The 17,887-nt window shown below is 49.6% G+C and carries 17 protein-coding genes and 1 tRNA gene; 13 read left to right on the forward strand and 5 right to left on the reverse strand.

Annotated features, from left to right (window positions below; translation table 11 throughout):
• Positions 1-77: 77 nt before the first annotated feature.
• Positions 78-149: transfer RNA gene (locus SPIBUDDY_RS04970), tRNA-Val, on the forward strand.
• A gap of 32 nt (positions 150-181) precedes the next feature.
• Here SPIBUDDY_RS04970 and SPIBUDDY_RS04975 read toward each other — a convergent pair.
• Positions 182-460 carry a metal-sensitive transcriptional regulator gene (locus SPIBUDDY_RS04975; RefSeq protein WP_013606667.1) on the reverse strand — a complete coding sequence of 93 codons (279 nt, stop codon included), beginning with the start codon at positions 458-460 and terminating at the stop codon, positions 182-184.
• 190 nt (positions 461-650) lie between these two features.
• Between SPIBUDDY_RS04975 and SPIBUDDY_RS04980 the strand changes: the two genes are divergently transcribed.
• From SPIBUDDY_RS04980 to SPIBUDDY_RS05010, 7 genes are all read left to right on the forward strand, one after another.
• Positions 651-1,202, forward strand: coding sequence for a thioredoxin-like domain-containing protein (locus tag SPIBUDDY_RS04980; protein WP_013606668.1), 552 nt, complete (start codon positions 651-653; stop codon positions 1,200-1,202).
• Between the two features lie 73 nt (positions 1,203-1,275).
• Positions 1,276-1,719, forward strand: a complete 444-nt coding sequence (locus SPIBUDDY_RS04985) for a C-GCAxxG-C-C family protein (RefSeq protein WP_013606669.1) — start codon at positions 1,276-1,278, stop codon at positions 1,717-1,719.
• Positions 1,697-2,965, forward strand: a complete 1,269-nt coding sequence (locus SPIBUDDY_RS04990) for a condensation domain-containing protein (protein ID WP_013606670.1) — start codon at positions 1,697-1,699, stop codon at positions 2,963-2,965. Before SPIBUDDY_RS04985 ends, SPIBUDDY_RS04990 begins: the two co-directional genes overlap by 23 nt.
• 154 nt (positions 2,966-3,119) lie before the next feature.
• Complete coding sequence (locus tag SPIBUDDY_RS04995) at positions 3,120-3,506, forward strand: YegP family protein (protein ID WP_013606671.1); 387 nt, start codon at positions 3,120-3,122, stop codon at positions 3,504-3,506.
• Between the two features lie 102 nt (positions 3,507-3,608).
• Positions 3,609-4,655, forward strand: a complete 1,047-nt coding sequence (locus tag SPIBUDDY_RS05000) for an FAD:protein FMN transferase (protein WP_013606672.1) — start codon at positions 3,609-3,611, stop codon at positions 4,653-4,655.
• A 46-nt stretch (positions 4,656-4,701) separates the two neighbouring features.
• The gene (locus tag SPIBUDDY_RS05005; RefSeq protein ID WP_041380585.1) at positions 4,702-5,235 is read left to right on the forward strand and encodes a hypothetical protein; all 534 of its coding nucleotides are present in this window, start codon (positions 4,702-4,704) and stop codon (positions 5,233-5,235) included.
• Positions 5,236-5,382: 147 nt separating this feature from the next.
• Positions 5,383-6,627 (forward strand): diaminopropionate ammonia-lyase, encoded by a 1,245-nt coding sequence (locus SPIBUDDY_RS05010; RefSeq protein ID WP_013606674.1) that lies wholly within the window; start codon positions 5,383-5,385, stop codon positions 6,625-6,627.
• Between the two features lie 77 nt (positions 6,628-6,704).
• Here the strand turns inward: SPIBUDDY_RS05010 and SPIBUDDY_RS05015 are convergent, their stop codons facing one another.
• From SPIBUDDY_RS05015 to SPIBUDDY_RS05030, 4 genes are all read right to left on the reverse strand, one after another.
• Complete coding sequence (locus tag SPIBUDDY_RS05015; RefSeq protein ID WP_013606675.1) at positions 6,705-8,150, reverse strand: sodium:solute symporter family protein; 1,446 nt, start codon at positions 8,148-8,150, stop codon at positions 6,705-6,707.
• Between the two features lie 193 nt (positions 8,151-8,343).
• Positions 8,344-8,877 carry a hypothetical protein gene (locus SPIBUDDY_RS05020; protein ID WP_013606676.1) on the reverse strand — a complete coding sequence of 178 codons (534 nt, stop codon included), beginning with the start codon at positions 8,875-8,877 and terminating at the stop codon, positions 8,344-8,346.
• A 67-nt stretch (positions 8,878-8,944) separates the two neighbouring features.
• Positions 8,945-9,604, reverse strand: coding sequence for a response regulator transcription factor (locus SPIBUDDY_RS05025; protein WP_013606677.1), 660 nt, complete (start codon positions 9,602-9,604; stop codon positions 8,945-8,947).
• The gene (locus tag SPIBUDDY_RS05030; RefSeq protein WP_013606678.1) at positions 9,582-10,850 is read right to left on the reverse strand and encodes a sensor histidine kinase; all 1,269 of its coding nucleotides are present in this window, start codon (positions 10,848-10,850) and stop codon (positions 9,582-9,584) included. Before SPIBUDDY_RS05030 ends, SPIBUDDY_RS05025 begins: the two co-directional genes overlap by 23 nt.
• Positions 10,851-11,036: 186 nt before the next feature.
• On the opposite strand from SPIBUDDY_RS05030, the gene SPIBUDDY_RS05035 reads away from it, so the two are divergent.
• The 5 genes from SPIBUDDY_RS05035 (at position 11,037) to SPIBUDDY_RS05055 (ending at position 17,876) form a co-directional block, all read left to right on the forward strand.
• Entirely contained in the window at positions 11,037-12,338 is a 1,302-nt protein-coding gene (locus SPIBUDDY_RS05035; protein ID WP_013606679.1) for an ABC transporter substrate-binding protein, read from the forward strand.
• A gap of 84 nt (positions 12,339-12,422) precedes the next feature.
• Complete coding sequence (locus tag SPIBUDDY_RS05040; RefSeq protein ID WP_013606680.1) at positions 12,423-13,301, forward strand: carbohydrate ABC transporter permease; 879 nt, start codon at positions 12,423-12,425, stop codon at positions 13,299-13,301.
• Entirely contained in the window at positions 13,298-14,110 is an 813-nt protein-coding gene (locus SPIBUDDY_RS05045) for a carbohydrate ABC transporter permease (protein WP_013606681.1), read from the forward strand. The genes SPIBUDDY_RS05040 and SPIBUDDY_RS05045 overlap by 4 nt, the downstream gene beginning before the upstream one ends.
• An 18-nt stretch (positions 14,111-14,128) precedes the next feature.
• Complete coding sequence (locus SPIBUDDY_RS05050; RefSeq protein WP_013606682.1) at positions 14,129-17,275, forward strand: glycoside hydrolase family 2 TIM barrel-domain containing protein; 3,147 nt, start codon at positions 14,129-14,131, stop codon at positions 17,273-17,275.
• A gap of 55 nt (positions 17,276-17,330) precedes the next feature.
• Positions 17,331-17,876 carry a glutathione peroxidase gene (locus SPIBUDDY_RS05055; RefSeq protein ID WP_013606683.1) on the forward strand — a complete coding sequence of 182 codons (546 nt, stop codon included), beginning with the start codon at positions 17,331-17,333 and terminating at the stop codon, positions 17,874-17,876.
• The last annotated feature ends 11 nt before the right edge of the window (positions 17,877-17,887 follow it).

Consider the following 17,887-nt stretch of genomic DNA (forward strand, 5'->3'; position numbering starts at 1 on the left):
CTCGGAAGGGAAATTTTTCACATATACTCTAGACAGAGCCAATTTTTTCAGCTACTATCGCTCATGTACTCAATAGCGGGCGGTTAACTCAGCGGGAGAGTGCCACGTTGACATCGTGGAAGTCGCCAGTTCAATCCTGGCATCGCCTATAAGCAAGCACCCAATTCGGTTGCTTGCTTTTTTATTGCCTGCGGAAGTCGGACATGACATCCATCAACTCTTTAATCTTCCTGTCACGTTCCTGGTCATCGTCACTGCGCATGGCATCCACCACGCAGGTGTTGAGGTGGTTCTCCATCACCAGGTCCTCGACCTTCTTCAATGCAGAGATGACTGCAGACAATTGCAGAAGAATATCGACACAGTACCGATCCTGTTGCACCATATTCCGAATTCCCTTTACCTGACCCTCGATCCTGGCAAGCCTGGGATCGATTTTTTCTTTTGTTTCCGCTCTCATGCTTTATATATATACCCCCGTAGGGTATTTGTCAAGGAGGTGCAAAATGCTAAAAAACTTTGATTGTAGCTTTTATATTCATATTATATATTTTTAGATAAAATATACCCCAAGAGGGTATAAGGAATTCCATTTCCATTTGCTATGTCATTATGGCTTGGATATACTGAATGCATTGTCTGGAGGAAGTATGAAACGCCTGCTCATCGTATGTGTCCTTTTTCTGTTTCTTTTACCAAGTTGTACTACTGTTTCCGTCCAAAACGAACAAACTCCTTTTGAGGTGCTTACTGACTCTGTAGTAGATCGAAATGGAGCGAAAATTGACATCAATGCCCAGTACATCCTGCTTTACTATGCGGCCGAGTGGTGCCCCTATTGCGTTGAGTACGCCCAGCAGCTGAAGCAGACCTACAGCCAACTCAAGCAGCTGTATGGCTCCTCGGTAGAATTCATTTTCGTAGGTCATATCAAAGATACCTCCAACGACCAGCTCCTGGCCTTTATGGACCAGGGCTCATATCCCTTTGGGTACCTGCCATTTGATAAACGAGCACAGAGTGGGGTGATGGAGTTACTTGGAGAGAACCGATTCTACATTCCCGGCTTTCTGTTGCTCGATGCACAAGGGAATATCCTCGCATCCTCAAACGGGGAGAGCAAAGACGACTATGTCCGTGACCGTCCCCTGTATCACCTGCAGAGCCTCCTGATGCAGGACTGTGCTTCCTGCCAGAAATAAATAGGGTAGTGCTCTTCGGATATTTTGATGAATAGCACTATACTGTCCTCTGGCTTTAGGCAAGGAGCGGGCAATGCGAAGCATAGAAGATCACGTACACCATTGCTATTGGGATAACGACACAAATTGTGCTCGTACCATGCTGTTGTACTTGGCCTCATATTTTAAGATTCCGCTCCAAGCCCAAACCTTGAACGCTGCTATCGGTATGCATGGGGCAGGTGGTTTCAGAGCCCAATGCGGACTGGTGGAGGGAGCCTTGATGTTCCTGGGAATATTCTTTGCACAAAAAGGGCTGAAAGAAGAAGCCATAAGTAAGCTCTGCTATACCTATGCAGAGCAATTCAAAGAAGAATTCTCATCGCTGGAATGCAGGGTTCTGCGCCCAAACGGATTTCAGAAAATCGATCCACCCCACGCTTGCGAGGGCCTGACAGTGCAAGCAATTGCATTCACCCGCAATTTCATCCAGCACTCGAAGGAGGCCTTTGCGTATGCAAACACCCTTACTGACTGAACGAACCCATCTTTTCTGTCCCAGCATCAAGGTTGCTGTTGTCGTGAACATCGAGGGAGCGGTCAGCTTTGCGATGCTGGAATCAGCGATTAGGCAAGCAGTAGCTGCCAATGAAATTCTATGTTCCACCATCGGTCTTGATTCCGATGGCACTGCATACTATCGCCCAACCGAAAAACCGCTGTATACGCTGAGCCGATCGGATGAGATGTGGGAGACCTTGGTTGCCGCTGCACATCGCAAGCCATGCAACCTGGAGGAAGGCCCCCTGTTGGATTGCTTTGTCGTGCAGACTGAACCGGACCTGCAGCTCTTGCTTGTCGCCCACCATTTGGTAGGCGATGGCCTTTCCATGGCCCTCTTCGTGCAGGATGTCATGAAAGCCCTCGCAGGCTCTCCTTTGGTGTTCAAACCGCTGTCCCTTCTTTCTTCTGATTCTGTCGGTGATTCACGCAACCTGAATCCTGTGACGCGTTTTCTTCTTGATAGGCAAAATCGTTTATGGAGGAAAACAGGCAAGGCTTTTTCCTATGCCGATTACCAACGCATGGTTCACTCCTATTGGACTGACCGAGGAATACACATCGCTAGTCAGAATATGCACGGAGAAACCCTTGAAAAGCTGCTTCATTTCGCTAAAACCCACAAACTGACGCTCAATAGCATCATTTCCACTGCCCTGTTCAAGGTGAAAGGTGAGAAGGCAAAGCTGGGAATAGCTGCGAGTATTCGTCCTGATGGCTACCAAGGGATGGGAAATTATGCCTCGGGCATCTCTGTACACTATTCGTACAAAAGCTCCAAGGACTTTACTGAGAATGCCCAAACCATTCAGAGGCTCATTCAGAAGAAAACCCAGAACGACGATGCAAAGTACTTCCTGCTGCGATTTCTCCAAGCCCTCGATCCCACCCTTATCGATGCAGCTTATTTCGCCGCCTATGATGGGTATGACAACCCCATTGCCAAGAGAATGCAAAGCATGTTTGGCTACCATGGAAAGCCCACTCAGATCGGGCTTTCCAATCTGATGGTGCTTCCCATCGGGGCTCAGTACGGTCCGTATCGACTCTCGCGTTTCTGCTTCATACCCCCTCTGGTTCCCAACAACGATACCATTGTGGGAGTAGCTACGCTTGGCATGTCCATGGAGCTTTCCCTAATTGGTTCACAAAGCGAGTCGTTGGATGAGATCAAAACGACACTTGAACGGGTTGTGCAGGAACTGGTGGACCTTGTCAGGTGAGATTGGTCTTCCTGATGAAAAGTGGAAATGTTTCTTAATGTTTCCTTAAGGTAGTACATAATTACTTTATATAGCAGAAAATATGATTGCTCAAGGCTTGAGTGTTACTTCATTGTTGAGTATTCTTTTTACATAACAACAAAAGGAGAAAACTATGCCTGGAAAATTTGTGATCACCAAAACACCGAAAGGATTTTTCCGTTTCAGCTTGCAGGCTGCTAACTATCAGACTGTACTCACCAGCAAGAATTACTCATCCCTGGCAACCTGCCGCGATGGAGTGGAAACTATCAAAAAGAATGCCCTTGCACCTGTAGAGGACCAGACCGTGAAGAATACCGAGGCCTTGAAGTATCCAAAGTATGAGGTCTATTTCGACACTGCTGGAAAGTACCGCTATCGCCTGCTTGCCTCAAATGGCCAGAACGTTGCCATGGCTGAAGATGGCTATGCTACCAAATCAGGATGCCTCAACGGTATCGATGCGATCAGCCGAGCAGCGGTCGATGCCACTGTCGATGAGAGCGCTCTGGAACAATAAACTGATTACATTGCATAAAGCCCGCCTGTGTTGTAACGGCGGGCTTTCTTAACTCTTTATCTTGCAATTCTCTTTTGTTATGCCCATAATGCCTAGCTGTATATGAAATACCGCAAACCCAAACATCACTTGCTTTTCATAAGCATGATTCTCATTATAAGTCTCTCATCCTGCACCAAGCGCCCCGTCGAGCCACAAGCCCAAAGTTTCTTGATGCTTGGCACGGTATGTAAAATCACCATCTATGACAAACCCACTGAAGAGGCGTTCAAGGCTGCCTTTGCAAGGCTTAGGGAAATTGAGCAGAAAATGACACTGCATTCCGCATCCAGTGAAATTGCCTTGATCAACCACAGTTCCGGCATCGAGTCGGTTGCAGTTTCCGAGGATACCTTTGCCGTCATCAAGAAGGCAGTGGAAATTGCCCAGGCAAGTGGTGGTGCGTTTGATCCAACCATCGGGCCGTTGGTCCAAGCATGGGATATTGGCGGAGACAACCCCAGACGACCTTCACAGGAAGAAATAGACGCGTTGCTGCCGTTGGTGGACTACCGTCAGGTTGTCCTGAAAGAACAGGACCGATCGGTCTTTCTCAAGAAAAAGGGTATGGTCCTTGATTTGGGGGGCATTGCCAAAGGCTATGCCGCCGACCAAGCAGCTCTTGTGCTTCGGTCTTTTGGTGTCGAGCAAGCGATTGTCAACCTCGGGGGCAATGTGTTGGTGTTGGGTCGTAAACCCGATGGAAACCTGTGGCGAATCGGCGTGCAAGACCCCGAGCAGGACAGGGGAGCCTATGCGATTATCGTTCAACTTCAAGACACATCGCTGGTCACCAGCGGTCCGTATGAGCGATTCCTCATTATTGAAGGGGAAACCTATCACCATATTCTGGACACCAAAACCGGATATCCGGTCGATTCTGATTTCACCAGTGCCAGCATCATCACCCACAGCTCGTTGCTTGCCGATGCACTTTCCACCAGCGTGTATGCCTTGGGGTATGAGAAGGGTATGGTCCTGATCAATTCCTTCGAAGGGGTGGAGGCAATTTTCTTCACCGAGGACCATGAGATTCTCCAAAGTGACGGCGTGAAACAGGGCTTGGTGACGTTCAGTGTCACCAACCAAGCTTATCGCATCCAGAACTAGGGTCGTCATCTTGCCCATAAGGATTGGGAGCTTCTACACTGGCATTATGAAAAACCATCGAGTATTCCTGATCCTTTGTGTCCTCTTGACCGTAGGGTCTTTTGTTCTGTTTGCTTCAGACTACGACCGAGGTATCGGTGCCCAAATCGGTCGGCTCTCGGGTGGAGGCCTCAGTTTTTATCAAGAGCTGAATGCTGTTAGTGCCTTGCAGGCGACTGTTGGCCTGTCACTCAGCTCCTATCCGGGTTATACCTCGTATTTTGACTACGGACTTGGTGTCGAGTACCAGAAAACGTTCTTTTCTTCGTCCTATCAGGATTGGTTTGAAACTGATCTCTACTGGTTTGTCGGACTCAATCATGGTGGGTCGGCAAGCTGGGATGGCTCTGGCATACAAAGTCCCTTTACTCCATCCATCGGCTTTGGTGCAGGCTTCGGAGTGGAACCTGTCTTTCTCAGTCATCTATCGGTTCCTGTATCCTTTGGGTATGGGGTGTTTTATACTGCAGAAGGCTCAACATTTGTAGATATGCTCGATATTGCATTTCTTGCCCAAATCGGAGTGAGATATCGCTACTGACCAAAAGGGCGAGACAGTCTTCCAGTTTTTTGATATCATTCTAAGGAATTCATCATATCGGTAATAAGGTCTTGAATAATTGCTGATATTGGTAGTTAATTTGGGTAAAAATATTCGTAATTAGCAATTTTCCGATTGGAGGATTATATGACCGGTACACAACAGGAAATTTCCTACATTGTTCGTGAGCCACACGAAAAAAACGTTGAATTGGCTACGAAACTCTTTTCCATGAAGCATGCACATTGCGCCCGACGTTTCCATAAGCAAATGCCTGGGTATCGGATGAGCCCCTTGCAGGGGCTGCCCAACCTTGCCACCATGTTCGGGGTGGGAGGCATTTGGACCAAGGATGAGTCCAGCCGCCTGCAACTGAACAGCTTCAAGGTGCTTGGAGGGTCCTTTGCTCTGTATCGGTATCTGCAAAAGCAACTCGGCATTCTTGGAGAGGATACTCCCTTTGCCTACCTGGCCAGCGATGAAGTCAAGGAGAAAGTGGGAAACCTCATTTTCGCCAGTGCCACCGACGGTAACCATGGCCGTGGCATTGCATGGGCGGCCAAGCGCCTGGGCTTCAAGTGCGTTATTTACGTCCACTCCGAAACCAGCGTTAGGCGCATAGATGCCATCAAGAGCAATGGTGCAAAAGTGGTCGTAATCGACGGCAACTATGACGATGCAGTACGTCAGGTAGCCATCGATGCTGAGAAGAATGGCTGGACCATCATCAGCGACACCAGCTGGGACAACTACACTGAGATTCCTACCTGGATCATGCAAGGCTACCTTACCCTGCTTGCGGAAGCTCAGGAACAGTTCAGCGGGGTTGGTATCGTCAAGCCGACCCACCTCTTCATCCAAGCCGGTGTAGGTGCTCTTGCCGCATCGGTCATCGGATTCTATCATGCCCTGTTCGGCCAGAATGCTCCGAAGTGCATCGTGGTGGAGCCTGACCAAGCCCCCTGTATTTATGAGAGTGCCTTAGCCAATGACGGACAACCCCATACCGTTACGGGTGCCCTCGATACCATTATGGCAGGACTTGCCTGTGGTGATCCCAGCCCCATAGCTTGGGAAGTTCTGAAAGAGGATGCTGATGCATTCATCAAAGTGCCCGACTACATTGCAGCCAAAGGAATGAGAATGTATGCAACCCCGCTCAATGGAGACCCGTTCATCATCAGCGGTGAGAGTGGGGCAGTCACCCTTGGAGCGTTTGCCTCCATTATGCAATATCCCGAGCTTAAGGAGCTGAAGGATGCCTTGGGACTGAATAAGGAGAGTCAGGTGCTTTTCATCAACACTGAAGGCAATACCGATCCCGTTCACTTCCGCCAGATTATCTGGGAGGGTGCGAACCCGGTGCCCAAGCAGTATTGGATCAACTTGTAAAAGCGTTTTTATGATTGGAAAGAGAGAGAGCCGTCGCACACAATGCGACGGCTCTTCGCTGTAGTTGGCTATACCTATCAGTCCTCTTCGTACAAGAGCTCCAGCGTCTCTTTCTTTGGAGGCATGATCAGTGAGAATACATAGAAGGCAATAAGACTTATGAGAAGTGCAGGGATGATATTGTTTACCGTGGGGATGGACGGAAGCACCTTGGTATCCATCAAAAAGAAGACAACGCTGCCGATCAGGATCGAAGCGATGCTTCCTGCACTGGAGGCTTTCTTCCAGAAGTGGCCCATCACATAGGGAATGAACGTACCGGCAGCCCTGAGGGTGAACGAGAAGGCCAAGAGGGTGAGGATGTTGTTGGCGTACAGCGCTGTAACCAAGCTGAAAAGGGCAACGATGACCATGGCAATTTTCGTTACCATCATCACTTCCTTGTCCTTGGCTCCCTTGCGGATGAAAATCTTGTACAGGTCGTTGCCGAAAATCGAGCCTGCGCCCAGCAGATCACTGTCAGCCGAACTCATTGTTGCACTGATAATACCGGCAAACAGGATGCCGGTGACAACCGCAGGCATGGTAGCAACAGCCAATGCAGGCAGTGCATACCGGGTGTTGGTCTTGAGTGCACCGACAACACTGGGATCGAGCAGATTCTGGTTGAACAGACTGAGCATTGCCAAGCCAAGAATTACCGGGATGAAGGCAAACACGAAATTAACGATTGCAGCAATGATCGAACCTTGCACTGCAGCCTTTCCGTCACGGGCGGCGTAGTAGCGGGATACCGCTTCCTGACCGACTGAGAACGTGGCAACGTACATAATGACAAAACCTGCTATCTGACCCCAACCGCCTATTCCCTTGGTTAGGCTGAAATGTTCTGCCGGGACAGTCTGTTTGATCGTAGCCCAACCGCCAGCAAGATTCAGTGCGAACGGAATGGCAATGGCCATCCCAAATACGATGAGAAAGACTTGCACAAAGTCGGTAAGTGTTACCGACCAGAGGCCTCCCATGACCGCATAGACCGTGATGACGAGCGTGACAATGATCAGACTGGTCGTGTAGTCCAGACCCAGCATGACCTCCAGAATGGAAGCGGAGGCCTTGAACTGGCCGGCAGTCAAGCCGACAAGGGCGGCCATCATAACTATGGCGCTGAACCCACCCGAAAACTTGTCATACCTGCGTCTGAAATACTCCGGGACTGTCTTAACCGCAGAGGATCGAAACTTCGGGGCAAGCGGGATGAGGATCATGAAGGCAATTCCCATGGCAATAATATACCAGGAAGCACTCATACCCCAAGAGCCGTATGCATTGGCAACAACTCCCAATGAGCTGCCACCACCGATTTCAGTTGCTGCAAGGGTTCCTGCCATCAACAGAGGACCCAGCCGTCTTCCCGCCACCATGAAGTCGGTATTGGTACTAATCTTCTTGGAAGAGTAGAAACCAATCGCAAGCATCAAGAGCATGTACAATACTACGATGAGAACAATAGTAACATTCATAGCTGCTTACTCCTTACTACGTGTATACAGTAGTATCTCGCCAGAGCTTGAATTTTGTCAATTAAAATAATGTAATCCAAAATCTATACTAAAAAAACTGCAATATAGACTAATAATAAAGCCAATAATTGCAGTATAGGGTAATAAAATTACAGATAATGATGGATGTATGAGGTTTTAGTTGATTCTCCTCCTAGAAAGAATACAACACCCCGACGGTGGAGGTTACCAGGCCCATCAACGGCAGGAAGGCATCGAACACAAATCCTCCCGTGAAGATTTCATCATCCTCAACATACCCATAGGCCATGATAGGCACATTCAGCGTCAAGGTAAGTCCGAAATTCTTATTGGGAACCCAGTATTCGCCTTTGAGTACAGGTCCAGCCAAGCCGAAGATGATCGGTTGGAAATTGGTAAATGCAGTGGTTCCAATTCCAACCTTGATATCAAAATTCTCACTCAGTGAAAATGCCTGGCTCACATCGGCAGTCAACGTAGCGACATCAACAAACGCATCATCAGCGCCTCCTACGGTACCGATATATGCAATTCCCAATGGATACCCAATTCCTGCCTGTAGGTACAGCGATCCCAATCCTACATCCACGACCACGCCTGAGGCGGCAAATCCCAACTGGGCTCCTACAGCCACACTACTCGGACGGGCAGTCAGCGAACCAACAGTTAGTAAGAGTATGAGAACTACAAGCATAATTCGTTTCATAGGCAGCCTCCCTGGCTATAAGGTATAACAACTGAATTGCCGAATTGTGACAATTATAGAAATATGACTAGTGGTATTGAATCGTATTGGCAAGACGGATGATCTCAAACCGATCCTTCACTTCGAGCTTTGAGTAGATGGTGCTGATGTTGTTTCTCACCGTCTGCTCAGCCAACAGCAGACGGTCGGCGATCTGCTGATTATCGAAGCCGGTGGCAATGAGTCCGAAGATTTCCTTTTCCCGATCGGTGAGGGTGTCGAACCACTCGAAACGGCTGGAGACCTCGGGAATCTTTGGACTGGTGCCGTCGTACATGGCGTTGATAAGCTTGGTGGCAATTTTGGGTGAGATTTGCACCAAGCCGGAGTGAAGAGCCCGGATTGCGGCAATGAGCTCGGTGGGGGAAATATCCTTGAGCAGGTACCCTGAAGAGCCGATACGTAATGCCTCGCGCACATATTCATCCTCATCGTAGGTGGAAAGCATGACAATCTTTATTGCTCTATGTTCTTGCAGAATTCTCTTGGTTGCCACCACCCCGGTAATATCGGGGAGGTGGACATCCATGAGGATTACATCCGGTTCAAGTTCGTCGGCCATTGCTATTGCACTGCTGCCATTCTTGGCAATGCCGACAACTTGAAAGTCATCGGTATAGTTTTCCAGACTCATGCGCAGGCTCTCCACAAAGAGAGGTTGGTCATCAACCAAGAGAATTCGTATCATCGGTCTGCTCCTTCAAAAGTGGAATGGTTACAGTAAGTTGGAAGCCTCCCTCCGGAGCGTTTTCTGCTCTCACCACACCACCCAGTCTGCTGATTCTCTCTTCCATACCGGCAAGGCCGATTCCTTTGATGATTTTCTTCGCACCGGTTCCGTTGTCCAGAATGATTACCTGCACCGAATCCTCAACTATCCAAAAAAGAATGCGTACGCAGGTTGCGTGACCGTGCCGAAGGGCATTGGTAAGGCCTTCTTGTACGATTCGGTAGAGGATCAAGTCAAGTTCATCACCAAAGGTTGCATCGAGGTTTCCACTCTCAATTTCCACTTGTACTCCGGTGGTACTCTCAAAGATTTTCTTGATTTTATAAATTGCACGCATGCCGACTTCCCGTTCGGTATCCGACTTGCGCAGCAAATGGAGAGCCCTTCGGGTTTCCACCAAACCCTCCTGGGCTTGGGATCGTGCAGCACTGCACATCTCGCTGGTCTGATCGCTGTTCCGGCAGCCTGAGGCAATGATGGCATCCATCATGGCTATGATATTGGTGAACATATAACCGCTGATATCGTGTATTTCCCGAGAAATTCGATAACGTTCCTTCTTTGCAGCTTCCAATTCAGCAGTCCTTGCATAACTTTGCAAGCTCTGGCTGAAAATGGTGAGTTTGGTAATGGTGGTGTTGAGAATCTCTATCTGAGCCTTGGCTTTCTCATGCAGCGCATGGTAATGCCGTAGCGCAATTTGCAGGTACCCAGAAGAGAGAAGTATTGCCAACAAAGCGACCAGCTCTTCGACTTCAATGGGTCGCAGCTGTGGGTTGAGGTCGTTCTCTCCCAAGAAAGGAGGCAATAGCTGCAAAGAAAGTGCACCCAAAGCCAGCAAGATGGGAACGATTAGGTTGTACGGGTGACTTACGTGCGAGAGCAGTACCGTCTGCAGCGTGAGATACAGAAGAAGACGGATGGTCAAAAAATCATTCAGCGAATAATCGAGAACCAACAGAGCGGTACTGCACAGAAAACAGAGCAGTAAAATTCCCAAAAGATGATTGGTATTCGACAGCAGGATAATACACAGCGAATAGAAGAGGAAGAAGAAGAAAAAGGTACGGTAGAACTCATAGGGCCGGGTACTGGTTCCCCCGTCGATTCCATAGGTAATGATGAACAAGGCAAGAGCGAGAACAAGCAACAGTACTATATATGCCTGAAAGACATAGTCGAATTGCCTTTTTGTGTTCAGCACTTTCTTGACTCCCCTGATCGTCACTATACCATACACCAAAGGATGGTCGGTACATTTGTACTATCCAAACTAGTGGAAATACGACTTTTCAGTATTTCTGTCCCTTTTGTTCACCTGAAGTGGAGCATATCATACAATTGTAGAAAAAGTAGCAAACTTGTTCTAGAAACACAAGGAGGAAATGGTATGAAAAAGACCATGTGTGTTGTTTTGGCACTTTTGTTGGTCGTCTCGTCTCTTGCATTTGCAGGTGGCAAGGCTGAGAGTGCTCCAGTGGCAGTGGACCCGAATGCTCCCGTAACTCTTACGGTATGGTGTTGGGACCCAATGTTTAATATCTTTGCGATGAATGAAGCAGCGAAGATCTATGCTGTCGACCATCCCAATGTAACGGTCAACGTGGTGGAGACCCCTTGGAATGACCTGCAGCAGAAGCTTATCACCAGCTTGTCCGCAAATGCTGCCTCAAACCTTCCGGACATTATCCTGATGCAGGACAACGCCATCCAGAAGAACGTCATGACCTATCCAGAAGCCTATGTAACGCTTAATGGGAAAATGGATCTCTCCCAGTTTGCCCAATTCAAGGTAGATGTAGGGACCATCGATGGTAAGCAGTACGGTGTCCCGTTTGACAATGGAGCCACCGGCACATTCCTCAGAAGGGACATTGTTGAGAAAGCTGGTCTGAAAGTCAGCGACTTCAACGACATCACGTGGGAACGCTTCATCGAGCTTGGCAAAATCGTCAAGCAGAAGACCGGTATTGCTATGATTTCCACCGTTGCCAACGAACCCGATTTCCCGATGCTGATGCTCCAGAGTGCTGGGACTTGGATGTTTGATGATGCAGGAAAAGCCTACATCAAAGACAACAAAGTCCTGAAAGAAGCCCTACGCGTCACCAAGGAAATGGTTGAAAGTGGCGTCTGTATTCTCGTTCCCGATTGGAACGCCTATATTGCAACCCTGAACAACGGGACCGTAGCTTCCACCATCAACGGCTGCTGGATCAGCGGTTCGATTCAGGCGGAGAAGAGCCAGAATGGCAAATGGGCAGTAACCAATACGCCCAGATTCGCCAACATTTCCAGTTCCGTCAACTATTCCAGCCAGGGTGGATCAGGTTGGATGGTCATGGCCAACTCCAAGCAGGCCGATGTAGCCATCGACTTCCTGGCAAAGACCTTCGGTGGAAGCGTAGCGCTCTATGAGACCATTCTTCCTGCAAGCGGTGCTATCGCAACATGGTTGCCTGCCGCCAAGAGCCCGGTATATTCCACTCCCATCGAGTTCTTCGGTGGTCAGAAGATTTACGAGGACCTGGTCAACTATGCAGGTAAGGTTCCCAACGTTAAATATGGTGTATTCAACTACGAAGCCCGCGATGCCATTGCCCGCGCGTTGAGTGAAGTCATGCAGGGTGGAGACATTGATGCCGCCCTTGCAACTGCACAGAAGAACGTAGAATTCTTGATGAGCGAGTAGGAATCAACTAACGCATGCTCCGATACCGCTGTATACTGGCGGTACCGGAGTGTTTTGTTTGTGCATCGAAGAAGGGAAAGCATCATGGCAAAGACATCACTGACAAAGAAAATCAACCTGTTTGGCTGGTTGTTTGTCATACCCGCAGCACTCTTTATTTTTATTCTGAATTTTTTTCCAATGATCAGCGCATTCCTGCTTTCCCTTCAGTCGGGGAGGGGGAATAATCTAAAATTCGCCGGGCTTAAGAATTATGCCCGCCTTTTTGAGGATGAGATGTTCCTTACCTCGGTGGGAAATGTCATCACCTACCTGGTGATCCAGGTTCCCATCATGCTTCTGTTGGCGCTCGTGCTTGCTTCGATGCTCAACGATCCGAAACTTAAGGGCAAGGGTATTTTCCGAACCCTTATTTTCCTGCCGTGTGCGACCAGCTTGGTCTCCTCGGCCATGATTTTCAAATCGTTCTTTTCCATCGATGGGATTGTGAATACCACACTCATCTCACTCGGTTTTCTCGAAGGCCCCATGAGCTGGTTGACCCATCCAGTCTGGGCCAAATTCGTCATCATCCTGACTATTACTTGGCGTTGGACCGGTTACAACACCGTATTCTATCTGGCAGGGCTGCAAAACATTGACCGTAGTGTGTATGAGGCTGCACGCATCGATGGAGCCTCAGCGTCCCGCCAATTCTTCAACATAACCATTCCACTGCTCAAACCAGTGATCCTGTTGACCACCATCATGTCCACCAATGGTACCCTGCAACTCTTCGACGAGGTGCGTAACATCACCAATGGAGGTCCGGGCATTGCGACGCTGTCCATCAGCCAATATATTTACAACCTCTCTTTCATGTATAATCCGCAGTTCGGCTATGCCGCTGCTGTGTCGTACGCAATTCTGGTTATGGTGGCTGTGCTTTCCTTCATCCAGATTAAAGTGGGGGACAAGCGATGAAAAAAATGAAAGTGTCAAAAATCGGAGCCTACGTGTTTCTTTCCATTATCTGTCTCTTCTCGGTATTCCCTTTCTATTTCATGATTGTCAGCTCGACCAACATGAGTGTGGATATTATCAAAGGAAGGCTTTTCTTTGGCACCCATCTGTTCGAGAATATCAAAACGCTTGCCTCCACCGTACGGTTGGGCAATGCTTTTTGGAACTCCATGCGCAATGCCTTGGCCAACACGGTGGTAAGCCTTTTGATTTGTTCGTTGGCCGGTTATGGCTTTCAGATTTATCGCGATAAGGGAAAGGACACCCTGATGGGGTTGTTGCTGCTTTCCATGATGGTTCCCTTTGCCGCCCTGATAGTTCCGCTGTTCCGCCTCTTCAGCCAAGCGAAGTTGCTGGATACGACCATCGGATTCATTCTTCCGACTATCTCAACCGCTTTCTTGATTTTCTTCTTCCGCCAGAGTGCCGAGTCATTCCCCTTGGAAACCGTGCAGGCGGCCCGTGTGGACGGGCTGGGAGAGGTGGGGATTTTCTTCAGGATTTTTGTTCCGATTATGGCTCCGACGTTTGCAGCCGCTGCCATTGTTACCTTCATGGCAGCCTGGAACAATTATCTCTGGCCCTTGATTATCATGCAAAGTCAGGACAGTCAGACCATGCCCCTGCTTATCACAGGCCTCACCGCCGGCTATACTACAGACTATGGAATCCTGATGCTTTCGGTAACCATCACGACCCTACCCACCCTGATCCTTTTCTTCACCCAGCAGAAGCGGTTTGTCGAGGGTGTTTTGGGTTCAGTCAAATAACTATTCGAAGGAGTCTCTATGGGCACGCTTTTTTTGCACCATCGCGCTTGGGAGCAACCGAGCATTACCAGTGTGAATCGCCTGGAGATGCATTCGCTTCCCCTAGCTTTCCCAAGTAAGGAACAAGCATTCGATTACGCCAAGCAGGGTCCCGTGCAGCGGGATTTGGCAGGTAATCCGCTCTACACCTGTTTGGATGGCACCTGGTCCTTCCTTCTTTACGACTCTCCCTTATCGGTAGAGGAGAAGGTGCTCGATGCACATGCAGACCTGGCATGGAAACCTATCCAGGTCCCCGGTTCGTGGAGTGTGCAAGGCTATGATAAGCCTCACTACACCAACGTCATCATGCCTTTTGCCAATACTCCTCCCTTTCCTCCTGAGCACAATCCCACCGGAGTGTACCGAACTACCTTCACGGTTGATGAGACTTGGAAAAAGCGCAGGACAATCCTTGAGGTCGGCAGTGCGGAAAGCTATCTGGAAGTGTATGTCAACGCAGTATTTGTCGGATTGAGCAAGGACACCCGCCTTGCGGCCAGCTTTGATGTGACTGACTTTGTACAACAAGGGGAGAATACCCTGACACTGATAGTCGTACGATACAGCGATGCCTCCTATGTGGAGGACCAGGACCAGTGGTGGTTCGGGGGCCTTCATCGCAGCATCTCTCTTACAAGTGTTCCCCAGGTGACGATGACCGACGTGAAAGCCACTGTCACCGTTGAGCCGGACTTGCAAAAAGCCAAGGTGGAAGTGCGGGTATCCACCACCGCAGATACGGAACCTTTGTTTGTCAATCTCTATGACATGCAAGGAGCCTTGCTCAATGCATGGCAGGTGCAAGCGCAAGCGAAGTGGTTCGTTTCTTCGATTGTTGTTGATTCGCCTGAACTGTGGAGCAGTGAACAGCCCACACTCTATTATATCAGCCTCTCGCTTGGCGATGAGCATCGGGTTCTCCCCATTGGTTTCAGGCGTGTGGAGATTTCCAAGCGACAGCTCTTGATCAACGGCAAGCGGGTCTTGATCAAAGGCGTGAACCGTCACGAGCACGACCAGTACATGGCCAAGACGCTCAGTGTGGCGAGCATGGTAGAGGACATCCGCCTGATGAAGCAACATAACTTCAATGCAGTGCGTACCTGCCACTATCCGGATGACCGGACCTGGTATGAACTATGTGACCGTTACGGCCTCTATGTCATGGATGAGGCGAATATCGAAACCCATGCGAACTATGACAGCATCTGTCGTGACGAAATGTGGGCTTCCTGTTTCCTGGAACGGGTGCAGAGAATGGTCCGACGGGATTACAACCATCCATCGGTCATTGTCTGGTCACTGGGCAATGAGGCGGGCTACGGTCACAATCAGGATGCTTGTGCCGGCTGGCTGAGACGGTATGACCAGAGCCGCCCGATTCACTATGAAGGTGCCAACCGTCCTGAATGGGGGCAGGGTCCCCATACCTTGGAAAGTCTCAAGCGTGGGCGATCTGCAACCGACATCATCTCCCCGATGTATCCTCCCATCTCCCTGATTGAAGCTTGGGACCACAACACCGAGAGTTGCGACGATGACCGCCCCCTGATCATGTGCGAATACAGCCATGCAATGGGCAACTCCAACGGAAGTCTTTCCGATTACTGGAAAGCCATCAGAAGCTCACGCGGCATTCAGGGTGGTTTCATCTGGGACTGGGTCGACCAAGGAATTCTGGTCGATGAGAAAGGTAATCCGGTAGGGATGAATGCCCACGCTGCTGCAGATACGCAAGGGGGAAGGGCCTGGCGGTATGGCGGTGATTTCGGCGACCAGCCTACCGATTACGATTTTTGCCTCAACGGTTTGGTACTTCCCGATCGCACCCCTAAGCCTGCAATGGCTGAATGCTTGAAGGTGCAACAATCCCTTCACATCAGAAGCGAGCATCCCGGCAGCGGGCGATTCACCTTGTACAGTGAACTGGACTTTACAACTACAGCCAACATCGGTCTTCGATACAAGCTGATAAGCGAGTCGGATGCGGGTACGCTGGAGGGAGAAATCGAGCTGCCAACCCTCAAAGCCGGTACAACCTGGGACTTCACCCTTGCTCAGCTTTCCAGCGAGGAAGCCAAAACCCTGATCTCTGCAAATCAGACTTTTCTGCTGTTTGAATCCTACTTGAAGCAGGACACCTGTTGGGCTGAAGCCGGCCATGTCGTGGCTTGGGACCAATTCGAGCTTTCAAAACCGGTGAAGCGGGCGTTTCCCGTCCCCGAAGCGTACCTGCAGAAGCAAGCTGACGGCAGGTATTGCTTGGAAACGGAGGCATACAAAGCTACCATCAATTCGGAAGGCCTGCTCAGCAGCCTCAAGTTTGTCGGCCAGAGGGAACTGCTGGCCTCTCCCTTGAACATAAGCCTTTTCCGTTGTCCTACCGAAAACGATGGACTGAAGACGCTGCAGGGGAACAAGGACCTGCCCGAGTATGCCTTCTACCACGACAATAAAGCCTTCGGGCAGTGGTTTGCCAATGATCTGGACAAAACTGTTTTGATACTCTTGGATGAACACATGGAGAACGGCCAGCTATGCACCCGCCATCGAATGGAGAATCCTGCCGGTTTGGACTTGGGTACCTTTGACCAACATTGGATTTTCTCTTTCGATACGCTGTACTACAGTTGCACCTTCTGTCTCAGTGATGCTATCAGGGAGTACCCCAGGGTAGGGTTGAAATGCGATCTGGATACGAGTTGGTCAGCAGTTCGCTGGTTCGGAAGGGGACCGGCCGAGAACTACCCCGACCGATGTGAAGGCTCTGCAATCGGAGACTATTACGCCACCGTCGATGAGTTGTATGTACCCTACATTGTACCGCAGGACCACGGGGTGCGCACACAGATCAGATGTTTGGACATCTATGATGGTGATACCGGCGGTATACATCTCCACAGTCATGACGAACTCTCATTCTCCTTGCACAAATATTCACTTTCAGAACTTTGGGAGAAGTGGCACGCCGATGAACTACAGAGAAGCAGTGTAAACCACCTGTACCTGGATGCCGCGGTACGGGGAGTGGGGACAGCAACCTGCGGACCGGATACCTTGGAACGGTATCGTGTTCGAAGCGGTGTCTACCGACTTTCATTTACCATCAGTTCCAGCCACTAAAGACTTGCATCCTGCCCCAAAAGGCAGGATGCTGTACGTAAGAGAGGAACAGACCATGCAACTATACGATATAACGGTTTCAGCAATGGATGGAAAAGCAGTCCAGCTTTCTGTGTTTCAGGGCAAGGTCCTATTGATCATCAATACTGCGACCCACTGTGGCTTCACTCCCCAATATGACGAGCTGGAAAAACTCTATAAGCAGTACAAGGACCAAGGTCTGGAAATTCTCGACTTCCCCTGCAACCAGTTCAAGGAACAGGCACCGGGCAGTATCGAGGAGATCAACCAGTTCTGTTCGCTCAATTTCGGCACCACCTTCAAGCGGTTTGCAAAATTGGAGGTCAATGGGGAGTATGAACACCCTCTGTTTACGTTCCTTAAATCCAAGAAAGGCTTTGCCGGCTTCAATCCTTTGCATGAGAAGAGTGCCCGCCTTACTGAGCGCATGCGTGCAGCAGACCCTGAGTTTGAGAAGGATAGTTCGATCAAATGGAACTTCACCAAGTTTCTCATCGACCGCAGCGGTGTAGTGGTTGAGCGCTTTGAGCCGACTACGTTCATGAGTGAGATCGAAGAGAAGGTGAAGGCTTTACTGTGATGGTCCTGCCT

This window comes from Sphaerochaeta globosa str. Buddy (genome assembly GCF_000190435.1).
In the GTDB taxonomy this organism is placed as follows: domain Bacteria; phylum Spirochaetota; class Spirochaetia; order Sphaerochaetales; family Sphaerochaetaceae; genus Sphaerochaeta; species Sphaerochaeta globosa.